14 protein-coding genes and 1 tRNA gene are annotated in these 16,255 nt (G+C 69.3%); 5 read left to right on the forward strand and 10 right to left on the reverse strand.

Annotated features, from left to right (window positions below; all coding sequences use genetic code 11):
- Nucleotides 1-24: 24 nt before the first annotated feature.
- The gene (locus tag Vau01_RS07350; protein WP_239151382.1) at nucleotides 25-1,719 is read right to left on the reverse strand and encodes a VWA domain-containing protein; all 1,695 of its coding nucleotides are present in this window, start codon (nucleotides 1,717-1,719) and stop codon (nucleotides 25-27) included.
- 312 nt (nucleotides 1,720-2,031) lie between these two features.
- Nucleotides 2,032-2,763, reverse strand: coding sequence for a M50 family metallopeptidase (locus tag Vau01_RS07355; RefSeq protein ID WP_373320193.1), 732 nt, complete (start codon nucleotides 2,761-2,763; stop codon nucleotides 2,032-2,034).
- A gap of 91 nt (nucleotides 2,764-2,854) precedes the next feature.
- Here Vau01_RS07355 and Vau01_RS07360 point away from each other — a divergent pair, with 91 nt between their 5' ends.
- Nucleotides 2,855-3,181, forward strand: coding sequence for an STAS domain-containing protein (locus Vau01_RS07360; protein ID WP_203988475.1), 327 nt, complete (start codon nucleotides 2,855-2,857; stop codon nucleotides 3,179-3,181).
- On the opposite strand, the gene Vau01_RS07365 is transcribed toward Vau01_RS07360, so the two are convergent.
- Complete coding sequence (locus Vau01_RS07365; protein WP_203988679.1) at nucleotides 3,151-3,846, reverse strand: 3'(2'),5'-bisphosphate nucleotidase CysQ; 696 nt, start codon at nucleotides 3,844-3,846, stop codon at nucleotides 3,151-3,153. The genes Vau01_RS07360 and Vau01_RS07365 overlap by 31 nt on opposite strands.
- 117 nt (nucleotides 3,847-3,963) lie before the next feature.
- Nucleotides 3,964-5,421 (reverse strand): sugar transferase, encoded by a 1,458-nt coding sequence (locus tag Vau01_RS07370; protein ID WP_239151383.1) that lies wholly within the window; start codon nucleotides 5,419-5,421, stop codon nucleotides 3,964-3,966.
- A 700-nt stretch (nucleotides 5,422-6,121) separates the two neighbouring features.
- On the opposite strand from Vau01_RS07370, the gene Vau01_RS07375 reads away from it, so the two are divergent.
- Nucleotides 6,122-6,910, forward strand: a complete 789-nt coding sequence (locus Vau01_RS07375) for a S1 family peptidase (RefSeq protein ID WP_203988478.1) — start codon at nucleotides 6,122-6,124, stop codon at nucleotides 6,908-6,910.
- Here Vau01_RS07375 and Vau01_RS07380 read toward each other — a convergent pair.
- Entirely contained in the window at nucleotides 6,907-7,653 is a 747-nt protein-coding gene (locus Vau01_RS07380) for an SDR family NAD(P)-dependent oxidoreductase (RefSeq protein ID WP_203988479.1), read from the reverse strand. The two genes, Vau01_RS07375 and Vau01_RS07380, sit on opposite strands and share 4 nt — an antisense overlap.
- Before the next feature lie 121 nt (nucleotides 7,654-7,774).
- Here Vau01_RS07380 and Vau01_RS07385 point away from each other — a divergent pair, with 121 nt between their 5' ends.
- Nucleotides 7,775-7,972: a hypothetical protein gene (locus Vau01_RS07385; RefSeq protein ID WP_203988480.1), complete on the forward strand. Its 198-nt coding sequence runs from the start codon at nucleotides 7,775-7,777 to the stop codon at nucleotides 7,970-7,972.
- Here the strand turns inward: Vau01_RS07385 and Vau01_RS07390 are convergent.
- On the reverse strand, nucleotides 7,947-10,781 hold the full coding sequence (locus tag Vau01_RS07390) for an AfsR/SARP family transcriptional regulator (RefSeq protein ID WP_203988481.1): 2,835 nt from the start codon (nucleotides 10,779-10,781) through the stop codon (nucleotides 7,947-7,949). The two genes, Vau01_RS07385 and Vau01_RS07390, sit on opposite strands and share 26 nt — an antisense overlap.
- Nucleotides 10,782-10,945: 164 nt before the next feature.
- Between Vau01_RS07390 and Vau01_RS07395 the strand changes: the two genes are divergently transcribed.
- Nucleotides 10,946-12,451, forward strand: a complete 1,506-nt coding sequence (locus Vau01_RS07395; protein WP_203988482.1) for a S8 family peptidase — start codon at nucleotides 10,946-10,948, stop codon at nucleotides 12,449-12,451.
- Nucleotides 12,452-12,503: 52 nt separating this feature from the next.
- Nucleotides 12,504-12,866, forward strand: coding sequence for a hypothetical protein (locus tag Vau01_RS07400; RefSeq protein ID WP_203988483.1), 363 nt, complete (start codon nucleotides 12,504-12,506; stop codon nucleotides 12,864-12,866).
- A 42-nt stretch (nucleotides 12,867-12,908) separates the two neighbouring features.
- On the opposite strand, the gene Vau01_RS07405 is transcribed toward Vau01_RS07400, so the two are convergent.
- The 4 genes from Vau01_RS07405 to Vau01_RS07420 form a co-directional block, all read right to left on the reverse strand.
- Nucleotides 12,909-12,984 (reverse strand) — tRNA-Thr (locus tag Vau01_RS07405).
- A gap of 65 nt (nucleotides 12,985-13,049) precedes the next feature.
- A complete protein-coding gene (locus tag Vau01_RS07410; RefSeq protein ID WP_203988484.1) occupies nucleotides 13,050-14,285 on the reverse strand; it encodes a phospholipase D-like domain-containing protein in 1,236 nt (411 codons plus the stop codon).
- 68 nt (nucleotides 14,286-14,353) lie between these two features.
- Nucleotides 14,354-15,526, reverse strand: coding sequence for an elongation factor Tu (tuf, locus tag Vau01_RS07415; RefSeq protein ID WP_239151384.1), 1,173 nt, complete (start codon nucleotides 15,524-15,526; stop codon nucleotides 14,354-14,356).
- A 168-nt stretch (nucleotides 15,527-15,694) separates the two neighbouring features.
- Nucleotides 15,695-16,234 (reverse strand): GNAT family N-acetyltransferase, encoded by a 540-nt coding sequence (locus Vau01_RS07420; protein ID WP_203988488.1) that lies wholly within the window; start codon nucleotides 16,232-16,234, stop codon nucleotides 15,695-15,697.
- Between the last annotated feature and the right edge of the window lie 21 nt (nucleotides 16,235-16,255).

Genomic DNA, 16,255 nt, shown 5'->3' on the forward strand with positions numbered 1-16,255 from the left:
CGGCCCGCTGGCTCCGCCTCGGAGTCAGCGGGTCGTGATGGCCTGGAGGAAGATGTCGCCGATCTTCGCCGGGTCCGGGGCGGCGAAGACGCCGCCGGACGTGAGGTTGGTGATCGGCTTCAGGCCGTCCGGGGCCACGTCCGGGCCGAACGCGATGATCAGGACCCGGACGGGCTTCGCCGGGTCCTTGATCTTGCCCAGCTCGTTCAGCAACTGGTCGCGGTTCAGGCCGTTCTTGTCGTCGTTCTCGCCGTCGGTCATCACGATCAGCGTGTTGACCATGCCGGGCTCCCAGCCGTCCTTGAGCCGCTTGTAGCCGGCCAGGATCGTGTCGTAGAGACCCGTGTCGCCGTTCTGGGTGGCCGTGATCGCGTTCAGCGTGTTGAGCACCGTCTGCCGGTTGGTGGTCAGCGGGCCGATCGGCACCAGTTCCTTGTAGTCGGCGGTGCCGGGCCCGTCGAGCTCGGTCGAGAAGATCCACAGGCCGGTGGCCCAGGTGTCGTCGAACAGCGAGAGACCCCGCTTGGCCGCCTCGAGCAGCACCTGCATCCGGGGCAGGTTGCCCGCGGTGGGCACCGTGCGGTTCATCGAGCCGGAGACGTCGAACACCGAGAGCGTGCGCGCCGGCGCGGTCATCGCGGTCCAGGTGCTCAGGATGCGGTCGACGACCTGGAGGTTGGGCGCGGCGGCCCCTTGCCCGCCGGCCGCGGGCGCTCCCGGCGCGGCCGGGAAGCCCTTGCCGGTGGAGCCGTCGGCGGCCCGCAGGCCGGCGGCGGCCAGGCGGTCGCGGTACTTGTCGCCGGTGAAGGCGGCCCGCAGCCGCTCGGCGGCGGTGGTGCGGTCGGCGTCGCCGCCGGGAACGACCGTGAACGGGTAGTCGAGGGCGGCGGGCGTCGGGTCGGGGTAGAGCGCGGCGAGCGGAACGGCCGGCGTCTTCGCGTTGTACGCGTTGACCGTCTGCTCCGACAGCGGCGCGGCGGAGACCGCCGACGCGAGCGTGGCCTGGTCGGCCGCGCGCGGGAACCGCTGCAACAGGTCGTCGCGGACGGCGGAGCGGCCGACGACCAGCCCGCGCATCGCCGCGGCGGTGGTCTGCTGCGCGTTCGCCCCACCGTCGTTCGCGGCCACCGCGAGCGACACCAGGCCGGCGAGGCCGGCGGCGTCACGGGTGGGCTCGACGATGCCGGCGCGCAGGCCGGTGCCGGTGGTCATCCTCTTGAGCAGGTCCTTCCACGTCAACTTGGCCTGCGGCCACTGGAAGACGTTGGTGGCCACGGGTTGCGGAACCGCCACCACGACCGGGCTCGACGCGACGGAGGGTGCCTCGTTCGGTGCCAGGTTCGGCCCGAGCGTGCGCAGCCGCTGCAGCCACGTCGACGATTCGGGGATCCACACGTTCGGGACCTTGACCTGCTGCGCGCCGGTGACGCCGGGCAGGTTCAGCTCGGACTTGCTGGCGAGCGCGGCGGCGACGTCGGCCGAGTCGGCGCTCGTGACGTCGACCGCGATGCACCGGTCGGCGACGCTCACGCCGCTGCGCACCCAGTCGGTCGCGGTCGCCTGGGCGACGGGGACCAGTTCGGGCGACACGGCGAGGCTCAGCCGCAGCGGGTTGTCGCACCCGGCTGATGCGGCGTCGTCGGCCGTGAACTGGCGGTAGCCGAAGAGGGCACCGGCGAGTAGTGCCACCACCGCGACGGCGACGCCTGCGGTCTGCAACCCGGTGCGCGATCTCGATGGCCGTCTATGGCGTCCCATGCCGGCGATTCACCACTATCTGCGGTAGGCGATAAAACAACCCCCGGGATCAAACCCGAGCGCGATTTAACGTATCGCTAACTAGGGGTACGTGCCTCAGCCGACCGTACGATCCGAAAAAGATAACGAAACGATCTCAATTCTCTTTAGTTGATCGTCCTGACCTGGGGAAACGCCGGCTAATCGGAGGATCGGTCATGTTTCCGGCATTAGTCAGGGTCACCAATCAGCTACAGCTAGTTAATTTGATCATAAGCCTCAGAGAGCGCTCCCTCAGACGGCTTCCACACCGGGCAGCAACCACCGCGCCAGCAACCACCCACCGGCAACCAGCGCCACAACAGCCACGGTGAGAAACACGCCCACCCATGCCAACGGCGGAATTCGGGTGAGCCGGCCGATTTGATCAGCATCGGAATAGGGCATCCGGCCCCGGGCCCGCTGCCGCTGCAGTTCGAACACCGGGCGCACGCCGCCGATCAGCAGGAACCAGACGAGCGTGTAGGCGAAGACCCACTGCCACAGGTCCGACGCGTACCAGACCACCAGGAACACGGCGGCCCACACCGTCACCACCGACAGCACGCCGAACAGGTTGCGGATCATCACCAGCATGAGCGGCAGCATCACCAGCGCGAAGGCCAGCATCAGCGTGATCCGGCCTGCGGTCAGCAGCACCGCGCCGATCAGCCCCACGATCGGCGCCGCCGGGTAGCCGGCGAGCAGCGTCATGATCATGCCCGGCCCGGTCGGCCGGCCCGCCGACACCGTGAGCCCGGACGTGTCGGAGTGCAGCCGGATGCCCTGCAACCGGCGTCCACTCAACAGCGCGATTACGGCGTGGCCGCCCTCGTGCGCGATCGTGATCACGTTCCGGCTCCACCGCCAGGTGGGCCGGTACACCACTACCGCGAGCGCGAGCAGCGCCGCGCCGAGGACGACGAGTTCCAGCCGCTCGGGTTCGGGCTGGACCGAGAACAGACGGTCGAGAAAGTCGGAGGGCACGCCGCGTAGGGTCGCACGTCCGCGCAAGGTCGACATGACTCAGGGTCGCGGTGGCCCTAATCTAGAGGATCAGTCATTACGGAGGGTCAGCATGGATGTCCAGGTCGATGACCGACCCACATGCCAGGTCGTGCAGCCCAACGGCCAGCTCGACATGGAGACCGCCACCCGATTACAGGCCGCCCTCGACGGGTTGATCGAGGCCGGCCGCACCCGGATCGTCGTCGACCTCGGCCGCCTGACGTTCTGCGACTCGATCGGCCTGTCGACGCTGGTCGTGGCCGGGCGGACGTGTGAAGCCGCCGGTGGCTTCCTCCGCCTCGCCCGGCCGAACGCGTTCCTTCTCAACCTGCTGACCGTGGTCGGCGTGCGCGACGCCCTGCACGTCTACGACTCGGTCGAGGCCGCCTGCAAATAGCCGAGGATTCGATCGGCCAGTTCGGGCCGGCACACGAGCAGGTCGGGCAGCGCCGGAACCGCGCGGTTGTAGGTCAGCGGGCTTCCGTCGATCCGGGACGTGTGGAGGCCGGCCTTCCGCGCCACCGCGACCGGTGCGGCCGAGTCCCACTCGTACTGCCCGCCGGCGTGCACATACGCGTCGACCGCACCGGACACCACGGCGATGATCTTCGCGCCGGCCGACCCCATCGGCACCTCGACCGCGCCGAGGTGTTCGCACAGCCCGGCGAAGAACGCCGGCGGACGCGTGCGGCTCGCCGCGATCCGGATCGGGTCGCCGGCCTCCGGCGCAACGGGTAGCGGCCCGGCGGTGCTGTAGACGCTGCCCGCGGCGGGCAGCGACACGGCACCGGCGACGAGCTCACCCTGCGACCACAGCGCGACGTGCACCGCCCAGTCGGAGCGGCCGTCCTCGCCGAACTCCCGCGTCCCGTCGAGCGGGTCGATGATCCAGACCCGGTCGGCGGTGAGCCGGACCGGGTCGTCGCGACCCTCCTCCGACAGCACCGCGTCGCCGGGACGCAGCCGCGCCAGCTCGGCCAACAGAAGCTCGTGCGACTGGCGGTCACCCGCCGCCTTCAACGCACCCGGATCGCCGAAGCCCAGCGCGTCCCGGAGCTTCATGAGCTCGACCCCGGCGCGGCCGGCCAACCAGGCGGCCAGTTCGCCGTCCTGAACAGACGAAACCGGCGTCGCGGAGGCCGCGACGCCGGTGATTGGCTCAGCCAAGATTATTTCTCCTCAGTACGCACCCGATACCCGCGCTACGGCGGTGATCGTACGCGCGAGGATGACCAGGTCCATGGTGAGCGACCAGTTCTCAACGTAACGAAGGTCGAGCCGGATGGACTCTTCCCACGACAGGTCGGATCGGCCGGACACCTGCCAGAGGCCGGTCATGCCGGGCTTGACGACGAGGCGGCGGCGCATGTCGGCCGGGTACTTGGCCACCTCCGCCGGCAGCGGCGGCCGCGGGCCGACCAGCGACATGTGCCCGAGCAGCACGTTGAACAGCTGGGGCAGCTCGTCGAGCGAGAACCGGCGCAGCCACCGGCCGACCGGCGTGATGCGGGGGTCGTTGCGCATCTTGAACAGCGCGCCGTCGTGCTCGTTGAGGTTCATGATCTCGGCGAGCCGCGCCTCGGCGTCGGTGTGCATCGTGCGGAACTTGAAGATGTTGAACTGCTGCCCGTCGCGGCCGACCCGCACCTGACGGAAGAACGCCGGGCCACCACCGGGGCCGAACTTCACCAGCGCGGCGATCGTGAGCAGCAGCGGCGAGATCAGGATCAGGCCGAGCAGCGCGCCGACGCGGTCGAACATGTCCTTGATGACCCGGCGCATGCCGCGCAGCTTCGGGTGCTCGACGTGCAGCAGGGGCAGGCCGTCGACCGGGCGGATCGTGGTGCGGTCGCCGGCGACGTCGACCAGCGTGCTGGCCACGATGAGGTCGATCTTGTCGTTCTCCAGCTGCCAGGCCATCCGCCGCAGCGTCGGGCCGTCGAGTTCGGGGCAGGAGAGGACGAGGACGGTGTCGGCGCGGGCGTACCGGACGGCCGCGGCCACGTCGTCGAACGTGCCGTAGATCGGCGGTGCGCCGTCGCGGGCCTTCTCGCGGTGCATCGGCGAGTTCGCCGGCAGGCAGGCGCCGACCACGCCGAGGCCGTGGAAGCGCTCGCGGCGCAACTGGCGGGTGAGCTGGACGACCGCGGCGCCGTGACCGATCAGGATCACCCGGCGCAGCCGCTGGCCGCGACCCCAGGACATGTGCAGCCGCTGCCGCATCAGGTACCGCGCGACGATCGTCAGGATCAGCACGACCGGCACCGCGATGATCACGTACCGCCGGGCGAACTGGGTGTTGATGATGTACGCGCCCATCGCCACCACGGCGATGAGACCGATCGCGCCCCGGAACACGGCCCGGTACTCGTCGTTGCCGGCGAACAGGAACCGCGACTCGTACGCCCGGCCGAGCGCGATCGACAGCACCCACACCATCGGGAAGACCAGGACCATGATCACCTGGTTGGAGAACTCCGTACCCGGACCGACCCGGAACTGCAGGGCCGCCAGCGCGCCGACCACACCGACGAGCAGGTCGAGCACGACCAGCTTGCGGATGTAGTTCGTCTCCCAGACCCAGCGCGCCGGACCGGTGAGCGCCGTCGGCCGCGGAAGGGCCCGCGGGAGGACCACCGTGGTCTTCTCGCTTGGCACCTTGACGGATGCGGCGGTATCACTCGCCGCAATGTCGGTCGCCGCCACGCAAGCCCCCTCAACTGTGCTTCGACCCTCCACATGGGAGGGTCGGCGATATCGCGCGGGCCACCCGGAAGGAACGCCGATGAGCTTAAGGGAAACCAACCGTCTTGTAACGGGACTGCACCCGAAACTGTGCGGATAGCTGATATACAAAACGGGCATCCCGCAACAGTCGGTGTGTGAATACCCGTGTTCACCGGGGCTGACGGTTGTCGATTAACACCGATTTCACTACGCACGATAAGCACATTGCGACGGAACGTAGATATTGCCGGTCCTGTCGGGCATACCGATCGCTGGATTTCTGCTTACACTCCGTAGTTTGCGCAGCTCACCAGCGTTACGAGACGAGCGCCACACTTCCACGCGTCACGGTCACCTTAAAACAATCTTTAGTCGCGCTTTAGCACGCGACTTCAACGTGAGCAACAGACGTAGTGCGATTCTCATGGCCAATTAGTTGACAGCAATTCTGACCGGGTGTGCTCCCGGGATTTCGCCACTACGGAGAGCAACCCCTCGGGCGCAGATAGTCGATCATCCCTGCCGGTATGGACCCGCCGGGATCTACCGATCTCGATACATCGATGTCTATCGTCATGCGATCAGGTCCTGAGCAGGGGAGGAAGCGACAATGGGCCTCAACTTCGTACGGCGTGCCGTGCTTCTGGGCGCCGCCCTCGGTGGGCTGGTGCTCGCACCGACCGCCGCCTATGCGGAACCACCCACCCCCGACGGCGACGCCGGGGTCTTCGTGGTGGGCGGTACGCGCGCGGCCGCCGGTGAGTTCCCCTTCATGGTCTATCTGGGTGGGTGCGGTGGCTCACTGATCGCCCCACGGGTCGTGCTCACCGCGGCGCACTGCGTCGGCAGAACCGGCGCGACCACCGCCTACACGGCGCGGGCCGGCTCGGTCGACCGCAACAGCTTCCCGTACACGGCGCGCTCGACGTACGTGTACAGCGGCTACGACGTCAGCGACGACGGCGACTTCGCCCTGATCAAGCTGGCCGCCGATCTCCCGGTCGGTCAGATCGCCTACAACACCAACGCCGCCAACAACAGCGGCACCTTCACGATCATGGGCTGGGGTGCCACCCGTGAGGGCGGGGCGTCCAGCCGCTACCTGCTCAAGGCCCAGGTGCCGTTCGTCAGCGACTCGGTCTGCGGCACCAACTACCGGCGCGCCGGCTACGCGTTCAGCGACAGCGAGATGCTGTGCGCCGGCCCGATCAGCGGCGGCACCGACACCTGCCAGGGCGACTCCGGCGGTCCGATGATCAAGTCGGTCAACGGCACCTGGACCCAGGTGGGCATCGTGAGCTGGGGCCGCGGCTGCGCCCGGGCCAACTACCCGGGCGTCTACACCGAGGTCTCCACGTTCGCGTCGGCGATCTCCGCCGCACTGGCCCGGTTGCCCTAGGTACGGAGGTAGGAGGCGCCGTTCAGATCCAGGACGGCGCCGCTTGCCCACTCCGCTCCGGGAGAGGCCAGCCAGTGGATCGCGGCGGCGATCTCCTCGGGCTGCGCCACCCGGTTGAACGGGCTCTGTGCCCGGATCTCCGCACCGCGGGGTGCCTTGAGGTGCTCGTTGGCCATGTCGGTCTCGACGAAACCGGGCGCCACGGCGGTGACCGTGATGCCCCTCGGCGCGAGCGCCACCGCCAACGACTGACCGAGCGCGTTCAGCCCCGCCTTGCTGGCGCCGTACGCCGGCTGCTCCGGTTCACCCCGGAACGCGCCCCGGCTGGACACGTTGACGATCCGTCCGCCCGGCCGCATGTGCCGGACCGCGCACCAGATGACGTTGGCCGGGCCGATCAGGTTCACGCCGATCGTCTCCTGCCACGCCCGCTGCCACCCGTCGTAGTCGCCGCTGTCGATGGGGTGCCGGGGGAACACCGCCGCGTTGTTCACCACCACGTCGAGACCGCCGCCGAGGCCGTGCGCTGCCGCGTCCACGAAATTTCTGACCGCGGCCGGATCGCCGAGGTCTCCCTGGACCACGACATGGCCCTCGCCCGCCAACTCGGCGACGAGCCCGGCGGCAAGATCGGCGGAGTCGCGGTGATGGACCGCGACCCGATCGCCGGACGCGGCGAAGGCACGCGCCGTGGCGCGGCCGATACCGCGTGAGGCGCCGGTGACAAGGACAGCACGGGACATGCGCAACAGCCTGTCACGCTGCCAATTCGTGGGTCGAAACAGGTGCGGCTAGAACTGGTGTTCGATAGTGTGCAGCGTCATGGAGACGGTTGGGCGTTGGTGGAACGGCAGTCTCGGCACCATGACCAGGCGCGATGTCTTTCTGCGGGTGGAGCAGGTGTGGGAGGTGGAAGCCCGGCAGGGCGGCGCCGACGGCACCGCCGGGATCTTCCAGTTCACGTCCGAGCAGGAGGCGCGGGACTTCGTCGAGCGGTGCAAGGTCGGCCCGTGGGACTGGCGCGACCTCACCGAGATCACCCGTCGCGAGGAAGCGGGCTAGCCGTGAGTTTGGCCCGTACCTCGTTCGCGTCGGGGTGACCGAACTCGTCGAGGATGGCCAGAGCGGCCGACCACGCGGCCCGCGCCTGCTCCACGTCCGGCTCCGCCAACCAGGTGTCACCGAGGCTCGCGAGCGTCTCCGCCTCGCCCATCCGGTCACCCAACTGCCGGAACAGCGAGAGGGCAAGCTCGAACGAGCGGCGCGCCTCCCGGTAGTTCCGCAGCCGGTGCTGAACCAGGCCCAGGGTGTGCGTCACGGTGGCCTGCTCATGCCGTTTTCCGAACTGTTTCAACAGGTCCAGCGCTTCCTCGCAGTGGACGAGTGCCTGCTGGTAGTCGCCGAGCGTGTAGTGGCTCCAGCCGATGGAGCCGAGCGTGCCGGCCACCTCGGCCTGTTCTCCGGCCGCCCGGAACAGGTCCAGGGCGTGCCGCTTGTGGGCCATCGATTCCCGGGGTTGGTCGAGGTTGCTGCACAGCCAGGCGAGGTTGTTGTGGGTGTGTGCCTGGCCGACGGGGTCGTCGAGGTCTGCGAAGAGTTCCACGGCGTGCTGCCAGTGGGTCCGTGCCTGCGGTAGGTCGCCGAGGTAGGCGCTGGCGACGCCGAGGCCGCGGTGGGCCCGGGCGATCAGTGCCGGGTCGGCCAGCCGGTGCGCGGCGGCCAGGACGGCGTGCTGGACGGTCATGGCCTGGTGTCCGAGTCCGCGCCGTTCGAGGAACCTGGCGACGGTCCACGAAAGCTGGCAGACGTGGTGGTCGAACCCGGCATTCTCGGCCAACGTGATGGCGCGTAGCACGACCGGATGCTCGGCGATGAACCATTCGCGGGCCCGGTCCGGATCGGCGAACTGTTCCGGGGCTGCCCCCTCGGCCATCGCACCGACCCCGACCGTGTCGTGCATTTCCCAGAGGGCCTCGGCGGCCGAACCGGCGGTGTGCAGGTAGTGGTCGAGCAGGCGGTGCGTCGCGGCGTTCTGCTGCTCCGGGCTGTCGCGGCCGGCGACCAGTTCGGTGGCCAGAGCGCGGATGAGGTCGTGGAACCGGAACCGGCCCGGGGTGGGCTGGTCGATCAGGTGCGCCCGGGTGAGTTCGGCCAGTGCCAGCCCGGCCTCCCGCACCGGCACCCCGGCCAGGCTCGCCGCCGCCGGTGCGCCGATGTCGGGGCCGGGGTGCAGGGCCAGCAGCCGGAACAGCCGCGCCGCCGCGGCGGTGAGCGTGTCGTAGGACGAGGAGAGCACCGCCCGCAGGTCGGCCGTCCGCTCCCCGCCGTCGAACGGGTCGAGACCCGGCCCGGATCCCCGCAGTTCCCGGGCGACCGCCGCCAGGGAGGAAGTGGGTTCGGACACGATCCGGGCGGCGATGATGGTCAACGCCAGGGGAAGCCCGCCGCACCGGTCGATGATCTCGTCGACGGCCCGCGGCTCGGCGGCGAGTCGGTCGGCACCGAGCCGGCGCTCCAGCACCAACTCCGCCTCGGCCGCAGGTAGCGGACCGAGGGCTGCCGGGTGGGCGGCGTGTTCGGTGACCAGGCCGATCAGCCGGCTTCGGCTGGTGACCAGCACCAGACAGCCGGACGCACCGGGTAGCAGCGGCAGGACCTGCTCGGTGTCGCGGGCGTTGTCGAGCAGGATCAGCACCCGCCGGTCGGCCAGCTCGCTGCGGTACACGCCGATCTGCCCGTCCAGGCCGGTGGGGATGGACGACGGCGGCACCCGCAGGGCGTCGAGGAAGCCGCGGATCGCCTCGGCCGGCAGCACCGGCGAACCGGCCGGATCGAACCCGCGCAGGTTCACGAACAACTGCCCGTCGGGAAACTGGTCCCTGACCCGGTGAGCCCAGTGGACCGCCAGCGCGGTCTTGCCCATCCCCGCGGCACCGACGATCGCCGCTACCGTCACGGTGCCCGCGACCGGCCGGGCCGACACGAGCTTGTCGAGCCGCCCGAGCTGCTCGGCACGCCCCACGAACACCGCGGTTGCGGCCGGCAGTTGCGCCGGTGTGCGGACGGGGTGATCGGCGCTGTCGACCGTCGGTGCCGCGGCGTCCGGCACCGTGGGCGGCACCGTGGGCGGCCGGAGTTCGCCGCGGAGGATGGCCCCGTGCAGGGCCTGGAGTTCGGGACCGGGATCGACACCGAGCTCGTCGGCCAGCCGCTCACGGATGTTCGTGTAGCACGTGAGAGCCTCGGGATTCCGTCCGAGCGCCACGAACGCCCGCATCAGGACGACCGTCAAAGGCTCGACCAACGAGCCGCGAGCCTCCTCCACCAGGGAATCGACCACCGCAGCCGGATTGCCGGCGGCCAACTCCGCCGTCGCCCAGGCCACCACGACGGCCGACCGCTGCTGCTCCCAGGCGAGCCGGCTGCGGTCGACCCACGGCCCGGCCAACCCGGCCAGCGGCTCCCCGCGCCACAGGGCGAGCGCGTCACGGAGCAGCGCCGCCCGCTGCTCGGCGGACAGGTCCGCATTCCCGGCCCGGCCGACCATCTGCCGGAAGCGGTGCAGGTCGACCTGCTCCGGGGCCGCGTCCAGGAGATATCCGTTGGCGCGCCGGACGAGCCGCACGGCACCGCCGTCGTCGTCCGCCTGCCGCAGCAGGCTCCTGGCCCGGGTGATGAGCGTGTGCAGCATCCGCTGGGCCCGCTCGGGAGGGACATCGCCCCACACCCGGTCGACCAGGGCGTCCACGGGAACCAGGCGCCCCGCGTCGACGCTCAGGGCCGCCAGCAGCACGCTCTGCTGCGGGCGGCCCGGGTCGAGGACGCGCCCGGCCGAGTGCACCTCGACCGGACCCAGCAACCGGACCTCCATGCCACCGCCTCGGGCTCGAGCGAACCACCGCCGGCCCTATCCAAACCGGTCGATTTCCGACCGTCAACACAGCGTCAACTAGCCGTCCAGCGCCGACCAGATCCTTGGCTGAGTGGGCGCGTCCAGATGCGCTTTCGCGCGATCAGTCCGAGGAGGAACTCCCGTTGAGAGCAAGGCATCTTCGCGGTGTTGCCGCGCTGGCGACGTCGCTTGTCGTCCTGTCCGGAGCCGCGCAGCCCGCAATGGCGGCCGACCCGGAGTCACCGCCGGGCACGCTGTTGCCTGCCCGGCCCGGAGCGGCGATCCGGAACAGCTATATCGTGGTTCTCAAGCAGGACAAGGTGGCCCGGCCGGATGTCGGCGCGCTGGCACGAACGCTGTCGAACAAGCAGAGCGGCACGGTCGGCCGCGTCTACACCGACGCGCTGCAGGGCTTCGAGGTCTCCCTGGACGAAGCGGCCGCACGGCGACTCGCCGCCGATCCCGCAGTGGACTACGTGCAGCAGAACAGCGTCATGCGGCAACAGGACACCCAACTGGTTCCACCGAACTTCGGGCTGGACCGGATCGACGAAACCAGTTGGCCGCTGGACAGCCAGTACACGTACCCGACGACGGCTGACGGCATCCGGGTGTACGTCATCGACAGCGGAATCCGGGCCAGCCACGTCGACTTCGGGGGTCGGGTCCAGCCCGGTGTGGACGTGATCTTCGGCGGGTCCACCGACGACTGCTCCGGGCACGGCACGCATGTCGCCGGCATCATCGGCGGCCGGCTGTTCGGCGTGGCAAAAGGTGTGTCGCTCGTGCCCGTCAAGGTGTTCACCTGCGGCGGCCTCACCGACACCGCCAGCGTCCTGGCCGGAATCGACTGGGTGACCGCCCACCACAACCCCGGCGAACGCGCCATCGCCAACATGAGCATCAGCGCCGACAGCGCCAGTTCGGTTGTCAGCCTGGCACTGGAGCGGTCGATGGCGGACGGCATCGTGTACGCCGTCGCGGCGGGCAACCTCAACGCCGACGCCTGCGCCTTCTCGCCCGGCAACATGACCAACGCCATCACGGTCGGCGCGACGCAGAACAGCGGCAACGACAGCAAGGCGGACTACTCCAACCACGGCTTCTGCGTGGACGTGTTCGCCCCCGGCAACAACATCAATTCCGCGTCGAGCGAGTTCGACACCGCGATGCGGGAACGGTCCGGCACGTCGCAGGCCACCGCGTTCGCGTCGGGTGTCGCCGCGCTGGTCTGGTCTCTGCACCCGTCGCGGACCGCGGCCGAGATCACCAACGACGTGCTCCATATCGCCATACACGGCGCGATCCCGAACTACGGCCTGCAGCCGAACCGGCTGTTGTTCGTGCCGCGGACCGTCGTCAGCGGCCTGCCCGCACTCCTCAGCCTCCCGGGGCGAACCGTCTCCCGGCAGGTGGGTGCCGCGGCCGGCGTGGCGCCCTACACCTGGTCGGCCACCGGTCTGCCGACCGGAGTGACGATCAACCCGACCACCGGCCTGATCAGCGGCCGGGTCCCCGGCAAGTCCACCTGGACCGTGACCGTCACCGCGACCGACGCGACGGGAACCACGGGGAGCGCCACCGCCACCTGGCGGATCGAGAGCGCATGCCTTCAGTTCTGCAACTCACCTTCGGAGGGAGACACATGAGAAGAGCCCCGTCGTCGTCGAGCCCGTACTCAGCCCGAACCTCGCCGAGGCGATGAAGCAGTCGGCGTCGGGCAACGTTGCGGCGGTGTTCCCGGAACGGTGCGGATGGGTCGAGTCGGGCCTCCAGTGGAGATCCTTCATCTTCAACGACATCGTCCTGAAGTGGACCCACCATGTCGGCGCCTGCTACGACGGCGCCGTCATCACCCGGTACGACGGCCCGCAGTACGACCGGATCGACTACAACGTGGGGTTCTACTTCCCGAAAGAGATCGTCAGCAGCCAGACCCCTACACCCTCACCGGTCACCCGGTCGTTCTACCAGCGCATGTTCGAGCAGTGCCTCATCAAGTACGGGTGCATCAGCACCTTCAGCGCCTCCCGTGAACCCCTGCCCCCTGCCGTCCTGACGTAATCGGGCCCTGGCCGGCGTTTCCGCTGGCCAGGGCCCATTTTGTGGAGCCGACGGCGGGACTTGAACCCGCAACCTATCGATTACAAGTCGATTGCGCTGCCAGTTGCGCCACGTCGGCATACGTCTCGATCGTACGCGACCTGCCCCACCGAATTTCCGGCGCGGCACACGGCAGCGACCCCCTCAGCAGGCCACGGCAGCGCCGTTCGCGGGCTTGTGCGTGATCGCCGCGGCCGTCGCGTTGAACTGGGCTTTCAGCGCGTCGAAGACGGGGTTGGTCTCCATCTGGAGCATGATCTCGTCGGAGCCGCGCAGGCTGCCGCCGGTCCAGTTGAGGCTGCCCGTCCACGCGATCCTGCGGTCGGCCTTGCCGTAGTACTTGCCCTCGATCGACCAGTTCTTCGAGTGGATCCACACCGGGTCGGCCATGCAGTAGTAGCGCACGACCACACCGTTGTAGACGCTGCTGGTGGCGCGCAGCAGGATCCGCAGCGCGGCCATCTGGTTGGCGTCGGCCGGGTCGACCCGCACGTTCACCAGCACGTAGCAGCCCTGGGCGTCCTTCTCCACCAGCTTCTCGGCGAGGTAGGCCAGATTGATGGCCATCGTGTTGACGCGGATGATCGTGCGGTGGTTGTCCGACGTGCCGACGGTCGTGTTGCCGAAGCAGTCGGTGTTGTTCAGCATCGTGATCACGGTGTTCTCGCCGGGATCACCGCTCACCGAGGAGCCGGCGCGCGGGTAGTAGAAGACCTTGGCGGCGCCGGCCTGCAGCGGCACCCGCGTGTCGTAGTAGTTGTTGTTCACCGTCTTCGCCTTCAGGTCGGCGAAGTAGCCGGTGTACGAGGTGAACAGCGCGTCGTTGCCGGTGACCTCCAGCGCGTCGTTCCAGCCCTTGCCGCCGTCGCGCCAGGCGGTGCCGCCGAGGTTGGCCGACGTCTGCACCAGCACGTTGTTCACGCCGAGCGTGCGGGTGAACAGGTAGAACTTGTTGTGCATGATCGACCATTCGGCCTGGTCGGCGATGCAGCCGCGGTTGGCCGGGCACGACATGAGGAACGAGCCCTTGGTGGTGTCGGTGCCGAGCCCGGCGGCGAGCAGGCTCCACGTGGTCGCGCTCTCGGTCCGCGATTTCTCGTCGGTGATCACCTGGACGTTGACGCCGCGGCCCTTCGCCGCGATCAGCGCGTCGGGCACCGAGGTCATCACGACGTAGTAGGTCGCCATCCGGATCGTCGATCCCGGTTCGGCGCCGTCGATCAGTTCGATCAGCCGCGTGTAGATGCGGTTCTTGGCGGCGTCGTCGCCGGTCGGATCGTTGTAGATCAATTGGGTGTGCGGCGCATCGGCGGCGCTCGCCGCATTCGTGGGAAAGATGAGTGACGCCGTGAGCACCGCCACGAGTACCAACAAACGCATGGTGGGGGACCTCCCCGTCAGGCCCCCCACCTTCACGTGAGTCACGATCCTCGCATAGAGGAACGTAACTACGCCAACACCTCGGTCACCGTGCCGGCGCCCACCGTGTGGCCACCCTCGCGGATCGCGAAGCCCTGCCCGGCTGCGAGCGCGACCGGCTTGCCGAGCCGCACCGTGACGTCGAGCCGGTCACCCGGGATGCCCAGGTCGGCCTCGCCCAGGTCGAGCTCGCCAACCACGTCGGTGGTCCGCACGAAGAACTGCGGCCGGTAACCCGACACGATCGGCGTCCGCCGGCCGCCCTCCTCGGCGGTGAGCAGGTACACGTGCGCGGTGAACAACGACGCCGGGTCGACGCTGCCTGCCGCCGCGACCACCTGGCCGCGCCGCACGTCGTCGCGCTTGACGCCGCGCAGCAGCAGGGCCGCGTTGTCACCGGCCTCGGCGCTCTCCATCCGCTTGCCGAACGTCTCGATGCCGGTCACCACCGTGCGCACCGACCCGCCGAGCCCGAGCACGTCGACGGTCTCGCCGAGCCGGACCACCCCGCGCTCGACCGCGCCCGTCACCACCGTTCCCCGGCCGGAGATCGTCAGGACACTCTCCACCGGCATGAGGAACGGCGCGTCGAGGTAGCGGTCGGGCACCGGCACGTGCTCGTCGACGGCGTCGAGCAGCGCACCGATCGCGGCGACCCACTCCGGGTCACCGGCGAGGGCCCGCAGCCCACTGACCCGCACGACCGGCGCGTCCGGGTAACCGTGCGCGGCCAGCAGTTCGCGGACCTCCAGCTCGACCAGGTCGAGCAGCTCGAGGTCGTCGACCGCGTCGGCCTTGTTCAGCGCCACGACCACGTAGCGGACCCCGAGCTGCTTCGTGAGCAGCACGTGCTCGCGGGTCTGCGGCATCACGCCGTCCTGCGCCGAGACCACCAGGATCGCGCCGTCGAGCTGGGCCGCACCCGTGATCATGTTCTTCACGTAGTCGGCGTGGCCCGGCATGTCGACGTGGGCGTAGTGCCTGGTCTCCGTCTCGTACTCGACGTGCGAGATGTTGATCGTGATGCCCCGCAGGGTCTCCTCGGCGTGCTTGTCGATCCGCTCGAACGGCGTGTACTCGGCCCGGCCCTGCTCGGCGAGCACCTTCGTGATCGCCGCCGTGAGCGTGGTCTTGCCGTGGTCGACGTGCCCCATCGTGCCGATGTTGAGGTGCGGTTTCGTCCGCACGAACGCCTGCTTCATTGACCTTTCCCTATTCGATCGATCCGGCCACACGGGGAACCCGCGCGAAGCGCTCACCATTCCCCGCCGGGCTCCCCGGAACAGCTACCGGGGAATGGTCAGCGTCGTGCGCCGTCGAATAGAGATAGCGACAGCACCATCAGAGCGGTGGCCGTCGCGAACATGAACCTAGGATCGGGCCGCCTGCCGCACCCGCGCCACCGAATTACGCCGGCGCGAGAGGAGGTGGAACAACTCGTACTCGGTGTCGTGGTACCGGGTGGTGCGGCCGAGGTGCGCCATGCCCAGCCGCCGGCAGACCCGCTGTGAGCGGACGTTCTTCGGGACGACGAGCGCGAACACCTCGGGCACGCCGAGGGAGAACCCGCGCCGGATGACCATCTGGCCGGCCTCGGTGGCGTACCCGTGCCCCTCGGAGTCGGGGTGCAGGTGCCAGCCGACCTCCATGTGGTGCTCGCCCGGCAGCAGGTTGAACAGCACCGTGCCGGCGATCACGCCGGTTGCCCGGACCTCGATCGCCGCGATGACCTGCCGCGGATCGGTAGCCATGCGGATCGCCCAGTCGTCGACCATCCGGCCGACGGGTTCGCGCACCACGCCGAGGAAGCGCACCAACGACGGACGGGAGTAGAGGTTGGCGAGCCGGTCGAGCTCGTCGGGATGATGGGTCCACGGGCGGAGCACCAGGCGTTCGGATTCCAGCCGCATCCGCCCACCTCCCCGCCTCGG

The organism is Virgisporangium aurantiacum, from assembly GCF_016863635.1.
Classification (GTDB): Bacteria; Actinomycetota; Actinomycetes; order Mycobacteriales; family Micromonosporaceae; genus Virgisporangium; species Virgisporangium aurantiacum.

Coding starts and splice junctions, on each gene's coding strand:
- Vau01_RS07360 (WP_203988475.1), top strand. CDS start 2,855: ATGGATGTCCAGGTCGATGACCGACCCACATGCCAGGTCGTGCAGCCC.
- Vau01_RS07365 (WP_203988679.1), bottom strand. CDS start 3,846: ATGAAGCTCCGGGACGCGCTGGGCTTCGGCGATCCGGGTGCGTTGAAG.
- Vau01_RS07375 (WP_203988478.1), top strand. CDS start 6,122: ATGGGCCTCAACTTCGTACGGCGTGCCGTGCTTCTGGGCGCCGCCCTC.
- Vau01_RS07380 (WP_203988479.1), bottom strand. CDS start 7,653: ATGTCCCGTGCTGTCCTTGTCACCGGCGCCTCACGCGGTATCGGCCGC.
- Vau01_RS07385 (WP_203988480.1), top strand. CDS start 7,775: ATGACCAGGCGCGATGTCTTTCTGCGGGTGGAGCAGGTGTGGGAGGTG.
- Vau01_RS07390 (WP_203988481.1), bottom strand. CDS start 10,781: ATGGAGGTCCGGTTGCTGGGTCCGGTCGAGGTGCACTCGGCCGGGCGC.
- Vau01_RS07400 (WP_203988483.1), top strand. CDS start 12,504: ATGAAGCAGTCGGCGTCGGGCAACGTTGCGGCGGTGTTCCCGGAACGG.
- Vau01_RS07410 (WP_203988484.1), bottom strand. CDS start 14,285: ATGCGTTTGTTGGTACTCGTGGCGGTGCTCACGGCGTCACTCATCTTT.
- tuf (WP_239151384.1), bottom strand. CDS start 15,526: ATGAAGCAGGCGTTCGTGCGGACGAAACCGCACCTCAACATCGGCACG.
- Vau01_RS07420 (WP_203988488.1), bottom strand. CDS start 16,234: ATGCGGCTGGAATCCGAACGCCTGGTGCTCCGCCCGTGGACCCATCAT.